This window comes from Halalkalibacter suaedae, from assembly GCF_017939705.1.
Classification (GTDB): domain Bacteria; phylum Bacillota; class Bacilli; order Bacillales; family Bacillaceae_D; genus Halalkalibacter; species Halalkalibacter suaedae.
The window spans coordinates 380,033-402,491 of record NZ_JAGKSQ010000002.1 but is presented as its reverse complement, the minus strand read 5'-3'; the positions used below and the strand labels follow the sequence as shown (position 1 = coordinate 402,491).

Here is a 22,459-nt window from a genome sequence, read left to right as displayed (position 1 = left end):
TTGATCTATCTCCCCCATGCATTTACACTTTACTTGTTTTCTTCGTTTTTAATTGTCGTATCGACAATCTTCCAAACTTCCATTACTTCACCAGTTTGGTGAACATCAGTTATAAATGATCCATTACTATATCGATCAGAGTTACGGTAATCTGAAACGGTAAATGTCTCAACAATGTCCTTTTTCGTCTTAACAGCAAACGTATCTGCTGTGTCCATGACGCGTTTGCAAGCTAAGATCCTATGTGGATTCGACTTTAGCTCTCGAAGCATCACAAGACCTCGTTTTGCTCGACTAGACTTATCAAACTCAGTGATTGGCATCTTTTTTACTGCTCCACGCTGTGTGACAATCACAAATTCAACTTTTTTATCTTCTAATGAGAATGTCGTTGCATCAACAACATAATCATCCTCTTTTAAGTTAATTGCTTTTACTCCAGCTGCTCTTTGGCCAACTAAATTGATTTCACTTTCACCTAACCATAAGCCAAAGCTTAAATTTGTTGCGATAAACACTTCTTTCTCACCATTTGTTAATGCCACAGATACAACTTCATCATTTTCTTTTAATTTGAGTGCCATTAATGGTTTTGTGAAGCGTTGTGCTTGGTAAAGAGAAAGTTGCGAACGTTTAGCCATCCCCTGTTTCGTAATAAAAAGTAAAGACTCTTCCTCTTTAAATTCTTTAATTGGAATGGCAGTTATAATTTCATCCTCACGATCAAGTCCAGTTACTAAATTCGCAACATGCTGGCCATCGTCTTTCCATCTTATATCTGGAAGCTGATGTACAGGGATGTATAAGTAATTCCCTAGTTTCGTGAAAAGCATGAGAATATCGGTCGTGTTAATTTCGTAATGACCGAGTAAATAATCCCCTTCCTTCATTCCAGGGTTTTCACCATTTGACGCACCATACGAACGTATGCTCGTCCGCTTGACATATCCTTCTTTTGTTACTGTGACCATCACGTCTTCAGACGCAATTAACACATCCATATTAATTTTTATTTCTTCAATTTCGTCTTTAATAATTGTACGTCTAACGTCAGCAAATTCTTTCTTAATCGTTTGTAGGTCCTTCTTAATGACTTGAATTAATTTCTTTTCACTCTCAAGAATTGACTCAAGCTCATGAATTCGACGCTCTAAATCTGCTGCTTCTTCTTCAAGCGTTGTGATATCAGTATTCGTCAAACGATAAAGCTGCAATGTGACAATTGCTTCTGCTTGTGCTTCAGTAAATGCGTATTTCGAAATTAGATTTTCTTTTGCATCTCTTTTATCATTTGATGAACGGATTGTTGCAATTACCTCGTCAAGGATAGAAATGGCTTTGATTAATCCTTGAACAATATGCTGGCGATCCTGTGCCTTTTTCAAATCAAATTTCGTACGTCTTTTGACGACTAATTTTTGATGATCAATATATGCTTGAATTAATGCTTGTAATCCCATTAACTTTGGAGCTTTATTCGCAATTGCGACCATATTAAAATTATATGTGACCTGAAGATCAGTGTTTTTTAATAAATAATGTAGAATTGCATTTGCATCTGCTTCTTTTTTTAGTTCAACTACAATACGTAACCCGGTTCGATCTGTATCGTCGCGTACCTCTGCGATTCCATCGACCTTCTTATCAAATCTAAGCTCATCCATTTTTTTGACAAGATTTGATTTAACAACCTCATATGGAATTTCAGTAATAATAATTTGTTCTCTTCCACCACGAAGCTCTTCAATTTCCGTCTTCGCACGCACAACAACCTTACCTTTTCCTGTTTGATACGCCTGGCGAATACCGTCAATTCCTTGAACGATTCCTCCAGTAGGAAAGTCAGGTCCCTTAATTACTTGAAGAAGATCATCAAGCGTAGTTGATGGTTTTTCCATCTGCATAATGACGCCATCAATAATTTCACCTAGATGATGTGGTGGGATATCGGTTGCATAACCTGACGAGATACCTGTAGAACCATTAACAAGGAGGTTCGGATACATTGCGGGAAGTACAACAGGCTCTTCCTCAGAATCATCGAAGTTAGGGATGAACTCAACCGTATCACGCTCAATATCTCTTAATAACTGTGAAGCAATCTTGGATAATCTCGCTTCAGTATAACGCATTGCTGCTGGTGGATCTCCGTCTATCGAACCGTTGTTCCCATGCATATCAACAAGTAAATTGCGTACTTTCCACTCTTGACTCATACGAACCATAGCTTCATAGACAGAGGAATCACCATGTGGATGGTAATTACCGATTACATTACCAACCGTTTTAGCTGACTTTCTGAATGGTTTCTCTGCTGTGTTTCCTTCTTTATACATTGCATATAAAATCCGGCGTTGTACCGGCTTAAGACCATCTCTTGCATCAGGTAAGGCACGTTCTTGAATGATATATTTACTATAACGACCAAAACGATCGCCTATGACATCTTCTAAAGGAAGGTCTAAGTAACGCTCTGTTTGTGACAAGCTTACTCCTCCTCAATTACAGCTAAATTTTCGTTTTCTAGGATATTTGTTTCTTCTTCAAGACCGAAGGCAACATTTGCTTCAATCCACTTACGGCGTGGTTCAACCTTATCGCCCATTAAAGTAGTTACTCGTTTCTCTGCACGGGCTGCATCATCAAGCTTAACTCGAATAAGAGTTCTTGTTTCTGGGTCCATCGTAGTCTCCCAGAGCTGGGTTGCATTCATCTCACCTAAACCCTTGTAACGCTGCAAAATATAGCCTCGTCCAACGATTTTCGTTGCTTTATCAAGTTCTCTTTCATCCCAAGCATATTCAACAACCTCTTTTTTTCCGCTTCCTCTGCTTACTTTGTAAAGTGGTGGCAATGCGATATAGATCTTGCCAACATCAAAAAGTGGTCGCATATAGCGATAAAAGAATGTTAGAAGTAGAACCTGGATATGTGCTCCATCGGTATCCGCATCGGTCATAATCACAATTTTGTCGTAATTAACATCATTTAAATCAAAGTCAGACCCAACACCTGCACCAATCGTATGAATGATTGTCCGGATTTCCTCGTTTTTCATAATGTCTTCAAGCTTTGCTTTTTCGGTATTAATTACCTTTCCTCTAAGCGGAAGAACTGCCTGAAACTTTCGGTCACGACCTTGCTTGGCAGATCCACCAGCAGAGTCACCCTCTACTAGATATAATTCATTTCGTTCAGGATTTTTGGATTGAGCAGGGGTTAGTTTCCCACTGAGGAGAACATCTTTCCGCTTACTCTTTTTACCGTTACGTGCATCTTCTCTAGCTTTTCTTGCTGCTTCTCTAGCCTGAGCTGCTTTAATTGCCTTTCTAATCAACATCATACTTACATCAGGATTCTCTTCAAAGAAGTATGACAGCTTCTCAGAAACAACCCCATCTACTGCAGAACGTGCTTCTGTTGTCCCAAGCTTGCCTTTTGTTTGACCTTCAAATTGGAGCTTTTCCTCTGGCACACGGACAGAGACTATTGAAGTGAAGCCTTCGCGGATATCTGATCCATCAAGATTTTTGTCTTTTTCCTTAAGGAGCTTCACTTTGCGAGCATATTCATTCACCGCACGAGTCATCGCCGTTTTTGCACCAAGTTCATGTGTTCCGCCATCTTTTGTACGCACATTGTTCACAAATGAGAGAACGTTTTCTGTGTAACCATCGTTAAATTGAAAAGCGAATTCAACCTCGATATTGTTTTGTTCTCCTGAGAAAAACACAACTGGACTTAATGTTTCTTTATCTTCATTCAAATACTCAACGAAAGCTTCAATTCCATTTTCGAAGTAAAACTCTTCAGTAGACCCTTCACCTCGTAGGTCCACCAATTCAATTCTTAAGCCTTTTAGAAGAAAAGCAGCTTCTCTTAGGCGTTCTGTAAGCGTTTCAATATTATAAGTTGTCACACTAAATATTGTTGTATCTGGTTTAAAATGAATCGTTGTTCCTGTTTTTCTAGTAGGTCCAACTTTTTCTAGTGTTGTTACTGGCTTACCGCCATTCTCAAATCGCTGTCTGTACATTTGTCCATCACGTTTGATTTCAACAACTAGCCATTCAGATAAGGCATTTACTACAGATGCCCCAACCCCGTGAAGTCCTCCACTCGTTGCATAACCACCTTGACCAAACTTACCTCCAGCGTGGAGTACAGTAAGGATAACTTCGGGTGTTGGCTTACCTGACTTATGCATACCCGTTGGCATTCCTCGTCCATCATCAGAGACAGAAATACTATTATCACGATGGACTGTGACCTTTATGTATTCTCCGTAACCAGCAAGAGCCTCATCTACAGAGTTATCAACTATTTCATAAACGAGATGATGAAGTCCTCGAGCATCAGTGCTACCAATGTACATCCCTGGACGCTTTCTGACTGCTTCAAGTCCTTCTAACACCTGTATTGCATCATCATTATATTCCATATGTTGTTTCTTAGCCAAAGTTGGTACCCCTTTCAACATGCTACCGTTATTGTAGCACAAGCGAACAAATGTTTCTATCCGGTCATTTAGTGCTGCTTTATCTATTGTAGCGGTTATTTCAGTATTCGCAACCTCTTTTCAAATTTCCTGCTTAATCTTTAGAGAATTAAATAAAAAAACATGCCTCTTTTTCAAAAAAAGAGACAATGTTTTTTATTTCCATTTAGCGTGTTCCACCTTGATACATCGATTCATCACTGTGAAAATCCCTTGTTTTCTCAATAATTCAAAGGCTTCTTCATTCTCTAGCCCTAGCTGTGCCCAAAATGACTTTGCACCAACCTCAATTGTTTCCTGAGCAACTTCAGGTAAATATTCACTTCTTCTGAAAACATTAACAATATCAATAGGACCATCGATTTCCTTTAATGAACTAACTGCCTTAACCCCTAGAACTTCATCTACTGATGGATTCACTGGGATAATCTCATAACCGGCCTTTTGCATCGCTTCCGAAACCATGTAAGAAGTTCTGTCAGGGTTTCCTGATAGACCGACAACCGCAATTCGCTTGCTACTGTTTAGCAATTCCTTAATCTCTTCATTTGCTGGATTTTTAATACTCATATTAATCTCTCCTTTTAAATTATGCTAACAATCAACCCATCTGCCATTTTTGTTTAAATTCTTGCAAATAACCAAGACTACGGGGTAACAGTTCAAAAGGGAGGAAGAGAAAATTGAACATTCATCCTACTCTTCTAGTATTGCGTTCATACTTTTGGTTTACCCCAGCTTTGTACGGTGTAATCTCAATTCTATTTGCAATCTTAACTTCGATATTAGATCATTCTGTGATGATTAATATTCTAACAGTTGATCTTAGTCTTGCACAAACATTGTTAAGTACGATTACATCTTCTCTTTTAACGATGACCACAATTTCTTTTTCAACAATTATGGTCGTATTAACAACGTATTTGTCTCAATTTTCACCAAGAACAATGCAGGACTTTTTAACTGATGCCTCAACACAACGAATTCTTGGAGTATTTATTGGAGGTTTCTTGTACTCCCTTGTTCTCTTATTGTTGTTAAAAGGGGATTCGGCAGATACTCTTTACATTTCGCCTGTTTTAGCTGTTATTTATTCGATCATTTGTGTTGGCTATTTCGTCTTTTTTGTCCATCATGTCGGGAGGTGGATCCAAGTTAGCAACCTCATCCATCATATTACGAATAAAACCATTATCTCGATTAACAAAAATTATGAAGATGAATCAACCGATGCTGGTGATGAACCATGGAAAGATTGGGAAAGTGAAGAAATAAAATTAATCGAACCAATCTATATTTTCGCACCAAAAGCGGGTTATTTACTGTTAATTGAACTCGAAAAACTAATTAACCAATCCAAGAATGATGACAGCATTGTAAAAATAGAAGTTGGACTTGGTGATTATATCGAAGAAGGAACAACTGTTCTGTCCCTTTGGGGCAAGCGTGATCATTTAGACATTAATCATTATTTGAGTTTCTTTCACGTCGGTGAAGAAAGATCCACAATTCAAGATATCGATTTCGGCTTAACGAAATTAGTTGAAATCACATTACGTGCGTTATCTCCAGGTACAAATGACCCAAATACTGCAATAAGCGGGATCAGAGCACTCGCAAAAATCCTTACCGTGTTAGCAGGTAAAAATTTGCATCGCTCCTTTTATAATGATGATTTAAATAATTTAAGAGTAATTAATAAGCAACGTCATTTTCAAGATTATCTCTATAAATGCTATTACCAAATACGCCATTATGGAATTGATGATGTCTCTGTTGTAGCTGCAATGATTGATTCCCTTCAGGTCATTGCAGCACAGAATGGAACTAAAACAAAAAAATTAATATGGGAATTCTCACTCTATATCCAGCAAGGAATTAAGCGAGAAACATTACTTGAGTTGGATCGAGATTATTTAAACGAAAAAATTGAACAATTGTCTATTCAAACAAAACAGGGCCATAGCTATAGGTCTTTATAGTCATAAGAATTTATGAATCAAGCCATTCTCTGGCTGAGGATGGCTTGTTTGAACAACTCCCTTGCTTTCGAAGCATTCAAGTTCTCGGGCTCAATCAAATGAAATGTTCGTGTAACATTTTGATTCTGAACATATAATTGTTTAATTTCTTTATACTCAAGTTCTTTCTTAACGGTTAGTTTCGAAATCATTGCAATCCCAAGCCCTGCTGAGACAGCTTCCTTAATTCCTTGACTGCTACTAAAGATAAATAGATGCTGTAATTTCAATGAAAAGTCAGAAAAAAAACGATCGCAATATTCTCTTGTTCCGGAACCTTTTTCTCTGAGAATCCAAACCTGTTCATCGAGCATTTCAGGTTTGATCGACCTTAACTGGGCATACTCATGATTTGGTGGTGCGATCAAAATTAGTTCATCCTCCATGAATGGATACATTCGAATATTGCTATTCACTTGCCCTTCAACGAGACCGATATCTAGTTCATGCTTATTGATCTTCTCAATGACCTCTTCGGTATTACCAACGAACACCTCAACCTTCACTTCAGTGTACTGATTTGCAAATTCGGCCAATATCCGAGGTAAAATGTACTCCCCTATTGTAAAACTCGCTCCAATTTTGATAACCCCTTTAATTTCGACCTGCTGCTGTTCAATTTCCTGTTTCGCCTGTTCATAAAGTGAGAGAATCTTTTTAGCTTTAAGGTACAATAGCTCACCAGAATCAGTAACCTGAACCCTTTTTGGTGACCTAACAAAAAGGGTTGTGCCGAATTCTTCTTCCAATCTACGGATTTGCAGGCTTACATTTGGCTGAGTAACATTTAATAATTTAGCGGCCTTTGAAAAGTGTCGTTGTTCGACAACGGTCACAAATAATTTTAATTGATCTAACATTTCAAAACTCCTTCAAATCCATCATAAGTTTTATTAATGATTGGCATTAGTTTTATGTATTTCACTTATAGAAAGCGTCGTACTATAGTGGAACAAACGAATGTTATTGGGGGCTGCATTTTGACATATATTAAATCAATACAAGACAATTCCTTCATAATTGGACTCTTTTTAACTTTCTGGATTGCGATAATCGCAAACCTTCTTGTAATGCTGCCGATTTTTCAACTCACAGGTGCATTTATCCTCGCAATGCTGATAGGATTGACTTGGAGTACATTTAGACGTGATCAATTTAATAGTAAAGGTGCCACGTTTTCGAGTAAAACCTTACTTCGTATAGGCATAGTGCTATTAGGTTTAAGATTAAATTTTAAAGAGATTTTTCAGGCAGGGCCGAGTATGTTTTTAATAGCTCTTGGCTGTCTTATCTTTACTTTAGTTATTGTATATTATCTAACAAAGCTCTTCAAAGTTAATCACCGTTTGGGCATATTAACAGCATGTGGAACAGCTATTTGTGGGGCCGCTGCTATTGTCGCAATCGCACCGCAAATTAAAGCAAAAGACGAAGAAGTTGCAGTCTCTGCAACGATTATAGCTTTAATCGGCACGGGATTTACTATTTTGTATACAATTAGTTACCCATTACTAACAATTTCTGATACAGCTTTTGGCGTATTTGCAGGGGCTACACTACATGAATTGGCACATGTGATTGCAGCAGCAGAACCTGGTGGCCATCTAGCAGTTGACATAGCTGTGATTGTTAAATTAACTAGAGTAATGATGCTCATTCCTATAGCATTGATACTTGGAATAGGCATGTACCTTAAAGATAACCAAAATAATAAAACCTTTCGATCATTTCAAGTCCCTTGGTTTATTCTCGGCTTTATTTTTACTAGCTGTTTAAATACATTTGGAATGGTGCCTGCAACCATTGTAGAAGTTCTTATAACAATTGCCTATTTCCTTATGACTATGGCAATGGCAGGCCTTGGCTTAAGTGTAAATTTCAAAGCTCTAGGAGGAATTGGATTAAAACCGTTTCTTGCTGCAGCTATCGGTTCTGTCCTCCTATCTGTTCTTGGATTTCTTTTAGTTCAATTGGTATAGTTAGTAAAGAAGGCGTTCGAACTAGATGAATCAACTATAGGTGGGGAGGGAATACGATGTTAGAACTAATCGAAAAAGATGCGTATATGGAGCCTGCACTCTTCTTATCAACGGCTCATCTTTACAGCATTCTAGCGTTTGTTGTTCTAGTTGGTTTACTCTATTATTTCCGTCAATCATCGCTAACGAAACGTTATGCTCGTTCACTCTTAATAGCTAGCCTTGTGCTATCTGAATTCGGACTCATTACATGGAGTATTTGGATTGGCAATTGGGATATTCGTTATAATTTACCGCTCCAGCTATGTACAATTAGTCTGTATCTTTGTGTGTATATGCTTATCACTAAAAATCGTACAGTATTCGAGGTTGTTTACTTTTTTGGCTTATCAGGGGCCCTTCAAGCGTTACTTACCCCTGATTTATTTTATACCTTTCCACATTTCCGGTTTATTCATTTTTTTATTGCTCATTTTTCAATTGTCCTTTCAATTCTGTATATGGTCTGGATTGAACAGTTTCACATTACTTTTCGCTCATTTATTAAATCGTTCATTACTTTAAATGCGATCGCTCTCATCGCGATAATCGTTAATTTCATTACAGGTGCTAATTACATGTTTTTAGCTAGAAAGCCAACCAATGCAAGTTTGATTGACTTTCTAGGACCTTATCCATGGTATATTCTTTCACTCGAACTGATTGCATTAATTATGTTTGGAATACTCTACATTCCTTTTTATTTTAAAAAGAAGAGTGGTGGCTATTAATTAGAAAATTTCTCTGTCCTGTGCATTAAATAGATCAAAACCGAGATGTGCTAGAATCGCTGCAAGAATACACCAAAAAATCAAACTTGCTGTTAACCAAGAAGCAACCATTTTTTTTGATCCACCTAATGACAAGCCCATTAATGCTGTAATATGACTACCAACAAATAACGGACCAATAATAGCTAAACCAGGTAATCCATACTTTTTCCAGATTGCCTTCGCTCTTTCGGAACGTTTGTTCTGTTTCTCCACTCCCTCTTGTTTCTTTCGTTTATTTCTCCAGTTCTTAATTTGCTCAACAAAAACAATAACAAGATACACGGTTAATAAATTCCCGACTAAGGCAACGATTGTTACTGGAATTGCGGAAAGACCTGCAAAAATCCCAAGTGGAATCACAATAATCGATTCAAAAAGAGGAGTTGCAGAAAACACAAAAACTAAGAGATAAGCCCAAAGCACTTCAAAAAAACTCATAAATATACCATTCCCTTCTACTCCCACATATTGTTATAGATACCACTATCGTACCTTAATCTCATTAGAAAACAAATAAAAAAGAGACCGGGTTTTCCGGTCTAATTTTATAATTTAAATTTTAAAATGAGAAAGCTGATTATTTAGATCATCAGTCATTTCCTTTAATTGATTAATTTTGTCAGTGACTCGATCTAATGACTGAAGCTGTTCAGTTGCAGAAGCCGATATTTCTTCTGTTCCGGCTGCAGACTGTTCCGTTACAGCACTAATACTTTCAACATTTGATAAAATTTGGAATGATTTTTCTTGTGTGCTTTCCATTCCTTTTGCAACGACACGAATTTGCTGTCCAATTTCATTCACTTTCTGCTCAATTTCAACGAATGAATTGGCAGTAAATACCATCGAGTCTTTTTGGTTGGCTACAATTTCAGAGCCATTTTCAATTGCAGACATAATCGTTGTCATACCACCATTTAGCTTGGAAACCATATCAAAGATTTGCTTTGTCGCATTGTTTGTTTCCTCAGCCAACTTTCGAACTTCGTCAGCTACAACAGCAAAACCTTTTCCAGCCTCACCTGCTCTTGCTGCTTCAATTGCCGCATTTAATGCAAGCAGGTTTGTTTGACCAGCAATATCCGCAACGAATTTCGCCATGTTTTCAATCTGCTTAAAGTAAGAACTGAATTCTTCTGTTGACGTCTTAATAAGGTGACTTGCTTGAATATTGTCATTCATTAACTGCTCTTGTTTCTTAATCGTCTCTTTTCCTTGGTTGATCACATCTACAGCCTCTTGACTAAGTACAGTTGATCGCGTTGAGTCATTCAAGTTTTGTTCAAATGTATTCTTCATGTCACTAATAAGATCTACAGCTTCCGATAAGTCTGAAGAAATATTTTGTGAACCACTTGCAAGCTCTTCTGTAGACAATGCTACCTGTTGAGAAATTTCTGCTACATACTTGTTATCATTATGAATATTCGTTGAGACCGTTGTTACCTGGTCACTAACATGATTTACAGACTGTAAGATCTGCTTTAGATTTGTTACCATCTGTGCAAAAGAATTCGTTAATACCCCGACTTCATCCTTGCTCGTAGTTGAAACAACCTCTATCGACAAATCTCCATCTGCCACCTGCTTTGCTTGGTCAGATAACGAAATAATTGGTTTTGTAATTCTACGAGTCAATACAATATTAACGAAAGTCGCTCCTAAAATAAGAACGATGCTAACGATAACTGATGTACTAATGATCCCATCAATTTTCGCTTCCATTTCTTCAGTTAAAATCTCATAGTTTCGGTTTGTCTCATTTGTTAAATGATGAACATCATTTAAAATACCTGAAGCACGTACAGACTGCTTTTGAATATCCGCCGCAGCCATCGCATCTAAAGCTAGCAACGATGCTTGTTCTAGTTGCTCAAACTTGTACTGAATTCGACTTAAATATTCTTTTTCTTGATCTGTAATTAAATGATCAGCTAGTTCCGTTAATTCTTGTCTAGCTGATTCGATATTCGTTAATGTTGCTGCTTTATTTGATTCAGAAGGATTATATGCATAGTTATTTAATGCTTGCTGTGTTCCAATTAAGTCAGCTTCAAGTTCTTTTACATTAATAAGAATCGGCACATAATTCCCATTTGACGTTTGTATTTGTAGCATATTAAAGATGATAAATCCAACCAATAAAATAGCTAAAAATAATCCTGCTAAGGAATTCAGTAAAATTTTTGTACCCAGTTTCATTTGCTACTCTCCTAATGGTCCTAGTTGGTTTTTAGTTTTTCGATAAGCTCGTTTAATGTTTTTTCTTCATTCGCATCTAGAGATGTGACTCTAATTGGGGCTAAGCCTACCCCGTTTTCATTAAGACCCATTACAATATCCTCAGATATTTGACCTTGTTCTACTAATAATGTTGAAACAGTTAACATGGCAACATCGATATTTTTTAACATTGAAGTAATGACTGCTTCCTCTGCTAGAAAGAATTGATCACTGTCCACCCCAATAGCATAGACACCTTGCTCTTGTGCTTCTTGAAGTGCTCCGACGCCAGTAAACCCAGCAGCTGTATAAATAATATCGGCATTTTGGTTCTCGATCATGTCAAGTGCGATACTAGCACCTAATTGGTCATTCCCGAAATCTCCTGCGTACTCTGAAAGAATTTCAGCAGAGGGATTGACTTCCTTGACTCCTTCAGCAAATCCTTTTTCAAATTTTTGAATTAAAGGAACATCCGCTCCTCCGACAAATCCAACGACACCTGTTTCTGATTTCAATCCAGCGACTACTCCAGCTAAAAAGCTACCTTCGTCTTCCTTAAATGTCAGCGAAACAATATTTTCTACGTCGGAAACCTCATCAACTAATAAAAACCGTTGCTCAGGGTGCTCCTTGGCTACTTTTTCCAACTCTTCTTTTATCATAAATCCTAGACCTATAATTAAATCATTATCCTCTGCAACAAGCTCTTTTAATCCCTCTTCGTATGTACCAGTTTCTGCTAGCTCTCGGTAATCAAAAACAATCCCTAACTGGTCACGTGCTGTTTCAAGTCCTTTAAATGCTGAGTCACTAAATGATTGATCACCTAAACCAACATCTGATAACATAATGCCTATTCTAATCGGTTCTTCTTTTACCTTTTGTCCCGTTTCAGACATACAGCCTGATAGAAATAATGTCAGTATACACAATAGTAGCAATGACGGTGCAATAACTTTCATCTACCATATCTCCTCTTAATTTACTTTTTTCGACAAAAACCTCAAATTACTATACCATAGACTATTATTTTTTAATAGTTATTAAATAAGTATCTATCTTTCTTTTATATCGACCTTTAAGCATGTAAATGAACAAGAAAATACAGGAAATTGAACCGTAGTATTAATCAATACAAATGAAAGCGAATACATTATTATTAATATATCGAAATAATATTATTTTAATAAGTTAAGCAGAAAAAAGCTCAAAAGGTTTGAACAACCTTTTGAGCTTTTTCTAATTCAATTAAAATTTATAGAGACGACGGTATTTTTCATCTAAATATTTGACAAGAGGTTTCGAATCAATACCCCCACCAGTAATATCCTTAATGATTTCAGCTGGTTTTTTCATTGCTCCATGCTGGTGAATATTTGTCGTTAGCCATTCACGAATTGGAGCAAGATCTCCCGCTTTAACAAGCTCATCAAAGTTAGGAAGTTCTTTCACGATCGCTTCTTTTAATTGAGCAGAGTAGATGTATCCTAACGCATAGGAAGGGAAGTAACCAAATGCCCCGAATGACCAATGAACGTCCTGAAGTACACCCTCACCATCATGAGAAGGTTTAACTCCTAAGTACTCTTCCATCTTCTCGTTCCATGCTTGTGGAAGATCCTTCACTTCAAGCTTATCTTCCATTAAAGCTTTTTCAAGTTCATAACGGATGATAATGTGTAAGCAGTATGTTAACTCATCACTTTCAATACGGATAAGTGAACGTTTCGCTTGATTAACAGCAAAATAAAAATCTTCTAAAGAAACATCATCAAATTGACCTGTTGAATGTTTCTTCAATACATCATAATTACGTTCCCAGAAGCCATAGTTCTTCCCGACAAATTTCTCCCAAAAAAGTGATTGTGACTCATGAATGCCCATTGATGTTCCAGTACATAACGGAGTCCCAAGTAAATCTAAAGAAATATTTTGTTCATAAAGTGCATGTCCACATTCATGAATTGTTCCAAATAAAGCGACTCTAAAGTCATCTTCATTGTACTTTGTCGTTACACGAACATCATTTGGGTTTAACCCAATAGCAAATGGATGAACCGTTTCATCTAATCGACCTGCATCGAAATCATAACCAATTTCTTTTAAAATATCTAAACTTAACTCTTTCTGATTTTCTTTAGGAAATTTCTCAAATAAGAAATCTGTTTTTGGTTGATGCTTCGATTCGGTTACACCTTTAACTAATGGGATCAATTGATCGCGTAACTCTCCAAATACACGATCAATTGTCTCAACAAAGACACCTGGCTCGTAATCATCTAGTAAAGTATTATATGGATGCTTTTCATATCCCCAATAGCCAATGAACTTCTTTTTGAATTCAACTAATTTTTCAAGGTTCGGTCTAAATAATTCAAAGTCAGCCTTATCCTTTGCTTCTTCCCATAATGACTCTGATTCCGATTGAAGCATAACATATTCCTTATACTCTTCTTTAGGAATTTTAACGTTTCTTTCATAGTTTTTATGGCATTCATCCACTGTTTTCTGTGTGATTTCAGATAGCTGAGCATAAACATTTTCTTCACGCAATTCCTTTAAATACTTAGCCATTTGCTCACTTGTAGAAAGGTGAAATACCTCCGCTGAAATTGTACCGATGACTTCTGAACGTTGCTTGACACCCTTTTTCGGAGCGCCAGTTCTAGAATCCCATGCAAGTAGAGATAATGCTTGGTTATAATCTTGAATTTTTTTTACATATTGTCTAAATTCTGTTTCTAGTGCTTTTACTTGTTCTTCTGTCATTGATTACACCTCTTTTAAATTCTTTCTCGTATTATTTCGTCATTCGAAATGGTTTTCCTTCTAATATTTTCAGTTTTATAGAAATATTTTTTTTACTATGGTATCGTTTGTAGTGTAAAGGAGGTATTCATTTGGAGTTTACAATTACAAACCAAGCAGCTGCTTTATATAAAAAAGAAATTCTCTTACAAAAAGGAGAGTCGCTTAGACTTTATGTACGTGTTGGTGGTGTTGGTTCAGGCGGATTCTCTGTTGGAGTAATGAAAGACCAACCTACCCCAACCAGTTTCAAGGTGGAACGAGAGGGCATTGTTTTCTTTATAACTGAAGATGACTTTTGGTACTTTGATGGAATGACGATTGATTATGAAGAGGACCTAGGCTATTTTGATTTCTCTAATCCGAAATTTGATCAACTCGACCATCCTGAACCCAAAAACCAATTATAACTTTAGAAGAGACCTAAAAAGGACGACCTTTTTAGATCTCTTTTTTGTTTAATAATGTGCCTTATTTTTTTGCTTCTTTTAATTGATGATCCGCTTTATGAAGTAATTCAGTTGCCATCTCATAAAAAGCATCATCCACACCGGTTTGATGAGCAAGGGCATGACTTAATTGCTGCTTGGCTGTCTTAATTGCATCAGTAGCAGCCTGAATTTGTTCTTCATCCATTGTTCTCGTTGCTTGACCTACCATATGTTCAGCAGACAAAATCGACATCTCAACTTGTTTTACATCATTAAATTCATTTTTTGAAGACATCAAAAAAACCCTCCTTAATAATCAATAATCCCTAATAGAGTGCCCACTTTTAATGAGCTTCATTCTCAGGTTTACATAATACTATTATGTAAACCTCTTAAGTTGCCCCATTAACAAAAAAGGGTAAAACCAGACAGAACAGTCCAACCATTCCAACTAAAATCCCAATGAAACGACCTTCATCAGAAAAATAGCGTTTAGCATGATAAAATGTATAAGCTGACACAGCAATAGCTGATAGCCACAAAATTAAATTCATCTGATCAATCCCTTACTTCACCTAAATCCGTATTTTTGATTAATTTTCCAAACATGATACTTTTCACTTGGCAATCCACAGTAATTTCTGCATTTGGGTATATTTTTTTATGCCAATCTGCTGTCTCGTATTCAGTAATTGTGTTGAAATGAGACCTCACATATAAAGACCAATAAAACGGTTCAGACTTGTATATTTCTTGAGTTTTGGCAACGAATTCGTTTACTTTTTTGTTCAGACCTTCCTCAATTGACTTTTTAAGTAGTTCTATATTTTCTTCATTATTTGAATAATTAACTAAACTAGGAACGGCTAGAATTTCTAAATTAAACGGAACAATCACATTTATATGAGCTTGTCCTTTTTCATCAAGATGAAGATCAACTTTTGTCTTTTCTTTTTTTATAAACCTTGTTGCTATTCTGTATTGATCAGACTTAGGATCACGGTAGGTCGCAAGTACATCCTGAACCTGAATCGTGTTATCTAAAATCACAGAGAATCTTGTTTCTTCTCCTGTGAGAGTATCAATCATCGTTCCCTCTTTGAAAACAGCCGATCCCATAAATTGTGTTTTTTGCTCACCAATCTGCGGGACTTGACCAGCCATAAATTCATCTTCATTTTGATTTTTCAATACCTCACCTTTTTCGGCTGAAGCATAAATAGCTAGAAAGAGATCTGCATCCCCTTCAGTTATTTGAAAAAAACGGTGAAGATCTGCTTCGGGTATGAACCCCGTCTCTTTCGCTCTTTTTAACATGAATTGATAATATTTATGTGGGCGTGTCTCCATTTTTGGATTATTGTTTTTCAGAAAATCTTTTGCATCCTCTTTAGAAACAATGATTTGTACACCTCGTCTAAGTTCTTTAGTCCGATTCGCACTCTGAATTATATTTATAAATTGACCAGAACGTGCTAGCTCTTCAGAAACAATTACTACACTCGTGTGATCAAGCAACACCTCTCTCGAGATAATAGAGTTGGCGGTATTTTTCGCTGAAAGTAGATCATCTGCTAGTAAGGTAACCGATTCTTGAGGCTCCTCTGTTGAAGATCCTCCTCCAGGAATATTGGTCCCTACCTCTGGGTTAGATATTTGAAATGTGATATTAAATTTTCCTTTTTCCTCTGCTTGATCGATTCCAACTGCAATGACGTAGGCTTGTTGTTCGAGTTCTGCCTTATCAAAACAACTAGCCAAAATCAAACAACTGCATGCTAACAATAAAATATGATAGAGTCTCATCCTTTTAACTGCCCCCTGAATTTCGCAATCGCCAATAACAGCAATGGAATAATGAAATATACAGCTGTCGAAAGATCCATCACAAGTGAGAAATGAACTAATACATTTCTGATCGGTTCATCCATCCATAATCCAAACATACATGCAATGAATATCATCGGTACCAACAGTGGACGGAAATTCTTAATAGAGAAGACTGCCGCAAAAATCCAGGTAGATAAGTAAAAATAAATAATGAAACGCATGAAGGTAGCAAGTAACCAAAAGGCCATAAAGAACACTTCAATATTTGTGAAAAAAGTTCCAATTGATACATACTGTGTAATTTCGTGAAAGGCGTATGCAATACTGTCAATTGACTTATAATCAAAAAAGACGACATAGACTAAGTAAAAGAGAGTCAATTCAATTAAAACAATTACACCACCGATTGAAACCCCTTTCGTAAATGACTTATGACCCAATAAGCCGTAAGCCATCGTATAGAGAAACAAATCCCCATAAATTGATCCTTTTTTGATCCCTTCTATTAATACAGGAACAAATCCATCTCCCCACAATGGGAAAATTCTTAGCCACACTAAATCACCTAGTAATAAGACAATTAAGAAGGTTGCAATGACCTTTATATACGGTAGGAGCATCCAAGCAATAGAGCTTATTAAACCAAATCCCTTTTTCGCCCCCCACAAGCCAACAATAAAAACGATGATAAAAATAAATAATTCAGGTGATTTTGGGTAGTACATTGCCGTAAGTTCATTCACATAGCTGTTTGTATCTACAATCGTTAAAACATAAATACAGAGGAAAAATAAAAAACCAAAAATACCGCCAATGTATTTACCACAAATTTTTTTCAGTAGCTCAACTAAATTTTCTACTTCCAATTTTCTGAATAGATATAACAGAATCAGAAAGGATGGTAGTAAAGTAAGAAACGAAATGATTGGCACCATCCACATCGCATTTTTCCCTACTTGGGCTACAATGGTTGGCGTCATATCTGCAAGCTTGGTACCAACCGTTAATAAGATTAACGCGACGAGTTCTCGTACACTGATTTTCTCTTTCATTAGGATCACCTACGTGTAGCATTCTTTTTTAAATCCTTTGGCTTTAAATGCTCAGGTCTCCAACGCTCCTTATGAAGAGCCCCTCGAAACAATGTATCTTTTGATGAAATATACTTTGGTCCAAGTGGAGCCAAATAAGGCACTCCAAATGAAGTTACAGATGTTAAATACATGAGCCACAATAAAAAACAGGCAGTTAACCCATAAATTCCAAATATGGTTGCAGAAAAAATGAAGATAAATCTTGAAATCCTTAGGGTGAAGTTGAAACTAACATCGGTTATTGCAAAGGATGATAGACCAGATAGTGCAGCAACAATGACAATAATCGGACTGATAATATTTGCCTCAACCGCAGCTTGACCAAGAATCAAGGCTCCAACGATTCCAATTGTTGGGCCGAGCGGACTGGGAATTCGTAACCCGGCCTCTCGAATCAATTCAAATGCAAACTCCATCAGTAACACTTCAAATACTACTGGAAATGGTACCCGTTCACGTGAGGCAGCAATGGCAAATAAAAGATCTGGAGGCAACATCTCGCTATGATAATTCGTAACAGCTATATACAAACTAGAAATAAATAAAGTGATGAAAAATGCAGCCATCCGAATAAGTCTCGTGAAGTTTCCGAAAAGGAGCCGTAAATAATGATCCTCTGGTGCGTGAAAAAAGGACCAAAAAGTAACGGGTAATATCAAGCATGCTGAGGAGTTTTCCATCATTAGAACAACATATCCATCATCTATATGAGCTGCAGCACGGTCAGGTCTTTCTGTGTAGAGCAAGGTTGGCACGACTGAGTACACCCGGTCTTCAATATATTGTTCAAGCAATTCAACCGTTCGGACGTTATCGACATTAATATTCGCTAGTCTGTCCCTTACCTTTTTTAAAACCTCCTCATTAGCAAGGTTCTTTATATACATGATTGATACATTACTTTTTGAACGTTTCCCGATTGATATCGATTCAGCTACAAAATTTTCATTGTAAATTCGTTTACGTAATAGAGAATGATTTACTTGAAGAGATTCAGTAAATGCCTCCTTTGGCCCCTTAATTAGACCTTCATTTGCTGGTTTCTCTATCGCTCGATGCTGAAATTGTGAAATCGAAAATGTATACGCTTCTTTGTATCCATCAATTAGTAGGATCACATCACATTCATTCAGCTTACCAACCAATTCATCTAGGTAACGAACGGTTGCAACAGTAAATACCGAAGCAATTGACTGGATCTCTGTCCCTTCAATTGTCTGTAGTGGATGAATAATGCTATCCTCGATTTGCTGACTATTGACCGCTGATTTATAAAAAAACAGGATGGCTTTCTTTGATGACTGTTTCATCGTGAATTCCCGACAGACAAAATCTTTATTAATCGTTGAGTGATAGGTGTCTTTTATTAATTGGATATTCTGGTCAAAGCTACTCTCCTCTAGTAATTTGTCGAGAGAACCAGGTAAATTTATATTTTCTTTATATTTCCTATGAAAAAAAGACATAAAATCACCTTTGAAATTGAATTTGTATCTTTAGACTTTGTTAGAAATCACTTTTTCATTCTAAATACATAATTAATTTTGGTTTAATAACGTTAATTTTCCTTAATTTCTTTCTATGAACTCTGTAATTAATACAAAAAAAGATCCCTCCAATAGTTTAGAGAGATCTATCTTTATTTTAGCTATAATGAATTAAAAATGAAAAACTGGGCTTATTCTGATTTTCTAGGAGGGCGTGGTCCGAAAAATTGATAATAATCGACTTTAAGGTTTCCGTTATACAGCTTTCGTTTCTTTGTTGCCTTTTTCCCATAAAGCTCTTCAAAACCTTCGTGTGAGGTTAACATATAAACAGACCACGTATCCAAGAGATCTAGGGTCTTACCCATATCGCGGTACATTTCCTCTACTTCTGGTCTTTCCATTAATCGTTCACCATAGGGAGGGTTTCCAATTAAAATACCATATTCACCACGATGACGAAAATCTCGCACTTGCATTTGTTTAAACTTAATTAGATCTCCGAATCCGGCTTCCATTGCATTATTGGTTGCGAGTTCTACACTTCGGTGATCAATATCTGAACCAAGAATGTCTAATGGTTGATCATAATTGGCAACATCTTCAACCTCCTGCCGTGCTTTATCCCAATGGTCTTTTCCGACAATATGCCAGTCCTCTGATGCAAAGTCACGATTGAAGCCTGGAGCGATATTTTGTCCAATCATTGCTGCTTCAATTGGTAACGTACCTGATCCGCAAAAGGGATCCGCAAAAGGACGATCTGGTTTCCAAGGTGTTAGCATGATCATTGCAGCAGCTAACGTTTCCTTTAATGGAGCCTCATTATGCAAATAGCGATATCCCCGTCGATGTAAAGCCGTTCCACTCGTATCGATTGTCAGTGTTACGACATCTTTGAGAAGAGCTACTTCAATCCTGTAAAAAGGACCATCCTCGTCAAACCAGTTCTGATTATATTTGGTTTTCATACTTTCTACTACGGCTTTTTTGACAATGGCTTGGCAATCAGACACACTATATAAAGTTGACTTCACTGATTTGCCGATAACAGGAAACTCAGCATCCATTGGAATGATATCAGCCCATGGTAATGCTTTTGTTTTTTCGAATAATTCATCAAACGTAAATGCTTTAAATTCTCCGACTTTTAATTTCACACGGTCTGCCGTTCGAAGCCATAGATTAGCTCTAGGAATAGCTGAAGCATCAGCTGTGAATGTTACTTTCCCGTTATCGACTTGGATGTCTTCATATCCTAAATCTTTCACCTCGCGGGCAACAAGAGCTTCTAAGCCCATTGTTGATGTTGCAATTAATGTTACTTTTCCCATGATAAAACTCCTTATGTACAGTGATTCCTTCTATTATAAAGTTTCTGCTATCACATGACAAATTATATCTAAATAAAAAAAGCCCCTCTAAAGGGGTCTTTGTCATCATTTAAGCATTCGATAAGCCATGTTTTGTACCTTAGTACTGCAAACGGTGATGAACCTCGTACTCCGGTGGCAACCATCTATCTACAAGATCACTCTTGTCCTTCTCATTTGTTCATTTCCATTAGAGAAGATGCCCCTACCTAATTTGGGTTTCTCGCTCGAGGGGTTTACCGCGTTCCACTCCATTCGTTTCCAAATGGACTACGTCACTGTGGCACTTTCAAAGGTAGAACACCATATCTATAAAAGACGTAGGTGCTTCCCTTGCCGTTAGTCCAGTCGAAACCAGACTACCCTAGCTTATGAATTGGCTAGGCACGAACACTACGGGCATCTCAGCCCGTGCGAGCATGGACTTTCCTCTACACGCAATGCGTGCAGCGGTCACCTGAATGCTTAAATATGTCATAAGCGACATTTGTTATTATACCGCGTTAAACAAATTGAGGCAACAGGGAATTATTTCCTGGACTTTTGTATCGCTTGTCTCGCTAGGGCATCAGCAGCTTTATTTTGACTGCTAGGAACCCATTTCATAAAGAACAAGTCAAATTGTTCAATTTGTAACAAGGCTTTATCTAGATAGGCTTGAAATTTTTTGTTCTTTACATAGCGTTTCTCGATTGCGTCGTCAATTAGTTTAGAATCCGTTCGGAAAGAAGCCATCTTAATTTCCTTCTGTATACACAAATGTAGGGCATAAAGCAATGCTTCATACTCAGCTTCGTGATTCGACATGTCCTCAAGTGGCAATGAATGGTGTTCTACCTCTCCATTCTTGTAATTAATTAGTACACCCGCTCCAGAAGGTCCAGGGTCACCAGCACTTGCTCCATCAATATACACATGAACCATTTCTAAACTCCTTTAAAGTTTGTTGCCAAACACCTGCTTTTCTAAATTAGATAAACGCTGTAATATATCATAATTAGTGCTGCCAGCTGTTTGCACAGGGCTTTGTCGTTGAGCTCGCTCTGCGTTTTTTTTCAATTCACGCTTCAATTGATTGTTTTCTTGATCCAATTGTTCGAGTTTGCGATAGAAAACCTCGTAATCTTGAATAATAGCATCTAAAAACTTATCAACCTCATCTGGGTTATAGCCTCTCATACTCGTTTTAAAGTCTTTTTCTAATATTTGCTTTGTTGTAAAACGGATATCTTGATTCACTTACTCCACCTCTTCTTATCCAGAAAAATAAAACAACTTTTCTCTTTTATTTTTCCAAAAATCTGCTGACTTGTCAATTTGATATTATTACTCCCAATAATCAACCCTATTAAACTGTTCCTCTTGAACAAGTATATCTAAATCACTCGGAGTTATGAACAAGATTGGAAAATGTTCTTTCTCTTGTCTTTTTAATGCGATATCTAAATAAAAACGTGGTGACCCTGGCTTTTCTTCATCATAGAGCACCAGCAAACCTTCTGCCTTCATAATAATAAATTCATTTTTTTGACGTAATTGTGCAGGATCATCATATGGGCGTTTTGTAATACTGTCAACAAAATCAGCCTTTTGTAAAATCTCAAGATAATGTGATTTTGCAGCTTCCTGCCAGCGTTCCTCCTGCTCAAGAAATGGAGTCAACACAGCCAACTGAAGTTGTTTAAATTCCTCTTTCAAAGCAAAAACAACCTCTGCTGCCCATAATTCAACACCTAATTGCCCACTAATAATGACCCATTCCAACCCTTCTTCACAAAGCGATCGTAATCTTTGTTCGAGAGCTAATTTTATGTAATAAATGCCGTCATGTTTTTGATCAAATATTCCTAATTCATGTGATTTATATCCCGTTACGGCTATAACCTTCATATTTTCACCT

Annotated in this window: 21 protein-coding genes and 1 other RNA gene; 4 read left to right on the top strand and 18 right to left on the bottom strand. The window is 37.0% G+C overall.

The genetic code is table 11. From position 1 onward, the window contains the following. Positions 1–29 precede the first annotated feature (29 nt). From parC to J7W16_RS06090, 3 genes are all read right to left on the bottom strand, one after another. A complete protein-coding gene (parC, locus tag J7W16_RS06100; protein ID WP_210596383.1) occupies positions 30–2,486 on the bottom strand; it encodes a DNA topoisomerase IV subunit A in 2,457 nt (818 codons plus the stop codon). Positions 2,487–2,488: 2 nt separating this feature from the next. Further along, on the bottom strand, positions 2,489–4,459 hold the full coding sequence (gene parE / locus J7W16_RS06095; protein WP_210596382.1) for a DNA topoisomerase IV subunit B: 1,971 nt from the start codon (positions 4,457–4,459) through the stop codon (positions 2,489–2,491). A gap of 195 nt (positions 4,460–4,654) precedes the next feature. Continuing rightward, the gene (locus J7W16_RS06090; protein ID WP_210596381.1) at positions 4,655–5,068 is read right to left on the bottom strand and encodes a CoA-binding protein; all 414 of its coding nucleotides are present in this window, start codon (positions 5,066–5,068) and stop codon (positions 4,655–4,657) included. 113 nt (positions 5,069–5,181) lie between these two features. Here J7W16_RS06090 and J7W16_RS06085 point away from each other — a divergent pair, with 113 nt between their 5' ends. Further along, the gene (locus J7W16_RS06085) at positions 5,182–6,480 is read left to right on the top strand and encodes a DUF2254 domain-containing protein (protein ID WP_210596380.1); all 1,299 of its coding nucleotides are present in this window, start codon (positions 5,182–5,184) and stop codon (positions 6,478–6,480) included. A gap of 17 nt (positions 6,481–6,497) precedes the next feature. Here J7W16_RS06085 and J7W16_RS06080 read toward each other — a convergent pair whose 3' ends face one another. Next, positions 6,498–7,379 (bottom strand): selenium metabolism-associated LysR family transcriptional regulator, encoded by an 882-nt coding sequence (locus J7W16_RS06080; protein WP_210596379.1) that lies wholly within the window; start codon positions 7,377–7,379, stop codon positions 6,498–6,500. Between the two features lie 120 nt (positions 7,380–7,499). Between J7W16_RS06080 and J7W16_RS06075 the strand changes: the two genes are divergently transcribed. Next, on the top strand, positions 7,500–8,498 hold the full coding sequence (locus J7W16_RS06075) for a YeiH family protein (RefSeq protein WP_246879869.1): 999 nt from the start codon (positions 7,500–7,502) through the stop codon (positions 8,496–8,498). A gap of 56 nt (positions 8,499–8,554) precedes the next feature. Continuing rightward, positions 8,555–9,268 (top strand): YwaF family protein, encoded by a 714-nt coding sequence (locus J7W16_RS06070; protein WP_210596378.1) that lies wholly within the window; start codon positions 8,555–8,557, stop codon positions 9,266–9,268. Here the strand turns inward: J7W16_RS06070 and J7W16_RS06065 are convergent, their stop codons facing one another. The 4 genes from J7W16_RS06065 to J7W16_RS06050 form a co-directional block, all read right to left on the bottom strand. After that, entirely contained in the window at positions 9,269–9,748 is a 480-nt protein-coding gene (locus J7W16_RS06065) for a small multi-drug export protein (protein WP_210596377.1), read from the bottom strand. Positions 9,749–9,862: 114 nt separating this feature from the next. Beyond that, positions 9,863–11,512, bottom strand: a complete 1,650-nt coding sequence (locus J7W16_RS22600; protein WP_210596376.1) for a methyl-accepting chemotaxis protein — start codon at positions 11,510–11,512, stop codon at positions 9,863–9,865. 20 nt (positions 11,513–11,532) lie between these two features. Then, complete coding sequence (locus tag J7W16_RS06055; protein ID WP_210596375.1) at positions 11,533–12,498, bottom strand: BMP family lipoprotein; 966 nt, start codon at positions 12,496–12,498, stop codon at positions 11,533–11,535. 286 nt (positions 12,499–12,784) lie between these two features. Continuing rightward, complete coding sequence (locus tag J7W16_RS06050) at positions 12,785–14,305, bottom strand: carboxypeptidase M32 (RefSeq protein ID WP_210596374.1); 1,521 nt, start codon at positions 14,303–14,305, stop codon at positions 12,785–12,787. 131 nt (positions 14,306–14,436) lie between these two features. Here J7W16_RS06050 and J7W16_RS06045 point away from each other — a divergent pair, with 131 nt between their 5' ends. Further along, positions 14,437–14,754, top strand: coding sequence for an iron-sulfur cluster biosynthesis family protein (locus tag J7W16_RS06045; RefSeq protein ID WP_210596373.1), 318 nt, complete (start codon positions 14,437–14,439; stop codon positions 14,752–14,754). A 61-nt stretch (positions 14,755–14,815) separates the two neighbouring features. On the opposite strand, the gene J7W16_RS06040 is transcribed toward J7W16_RS06045, so the two are convergent. The 10 genes from J7W16_RS06040 to J7W16_RS05995 form a co-directional block, all read right to left on the bottom strand. Continuing rightward, on the bottom strand, positions 14,816–15,070 hold the full coding sequence (locus tag J7W16_RS06040) for a DUF2564 family protein (RefSeq protein WP_210596372.1): 255 nt from the start codon (positions 15,068–15,070) through the stop codon (positions 14,816–14,818). Between the two features lie 97 nt (positions 15,071–15,167). Beyond that, positions 15,168–15,329 (bottom strand): hypothetical protein, encoded by a 162-nt coding sequence (locus tag J7W16_RS06035; protein WP_210596371.1) that lies wholly within the window; start codon positions 15,327–15,329, stop codon positions 15,168–15,170. Between the two features lie 4 nt (positions 15,330–15,333). After that, the gene (locus J7W16_RS06030) at positions 15,334–16,581 is read right to left on the bottom strand and encodes a Ger(x)C family spore germination protein (protein WP_210596370.1); all 1,248 of its coding nucleotides are present in this window, start codon (positions 16,579–16,581) and stop codon (positions 15,334–15,336) included. Next, a complete protein-coding gene (locus J7W16_RS06025; protein WP_210596369.1) occupies positions 16,578–17,657 on the bottom strand; it encodes a GerAB/ArcD/ProY family transporter in 1,080 nt (359 codons plus the stop codon). Before J7W16_RS06025 ends, J7W16_RS06030 begins: the two co-directional genes overlap by 4 nt. 5 nt (positions 17,658–17,662) lie before the next feature. Beyond that, positions 17,663–19,165 carry a spore germination protein gene (locus J7W16_RS06020; protein ID WP_210596368.1) on the bottom strand — a complete coding sequence of 501 codons (1,503 nt, stop codon included), beginning with the start codon at positions 19,163–19,165 and terminating at the stop codon, positions 17,663–17,665. A gap of 212 nt (positions 19,166–19,377) precedes the next feature. Next, a complete protein-coding gene (locus J7W16_RS06015; RefSeq protein ID WP_210596367.1) occupies positions 19,378–20,520 on the bottom strand; it encodes a THUMP domain-containing class I SAM-dependent RNA methyltransferase in 1,143 nt (380 codons plus the stop codon). A gap of 116 nt (positions 20,521–20,636) precedes the next feature. After that, positions 20,637–21,024: RNase P RNA component class B (rnpB, locus tag J7W16_RS06010), an RNA gene on the bottom strand. Between the two features lie 63 nt (positions 21,025–21,087). Further along, a complete protein-coding gene (locus J7W16_RS06005; RefSeq protein ID WP_210596366.1) occupies positions 21,088–21,483 on the bottom strand; it encodes a reverse transcriptase-like protein in 396 nt (131 codons plus the stop codon). Between the two features lie 12 nt (positions 21,484–21,495). Beyond that, positions 21,496–21,798, bottom strand: a complete 303-nt coding sequence (gpsB, locus tag J7W16_RS06000; RefSeq protein WP_210596365.1) for a cell division regulator GpsB — start codon at positions 21,796–21,798, stop codon at positions 21,496–21,498. A gap of 87 nt (positions 21,799–21,885) precedes the next feature. After that, the gene (locus J7W16_RS05995) at positions 21,886–22,449 is read right to left on the bottom strand and encodes an SLOG family protein (protein ID WP_210596364.1); all 564 of its coding nucleotides are present in this window, start codon (positions 22,447–22,449) and stop codon (positions 21,886–21,888) included. Between the last annotated feature and the right edge of the window lie 10 nt (positions 22,450–22,459).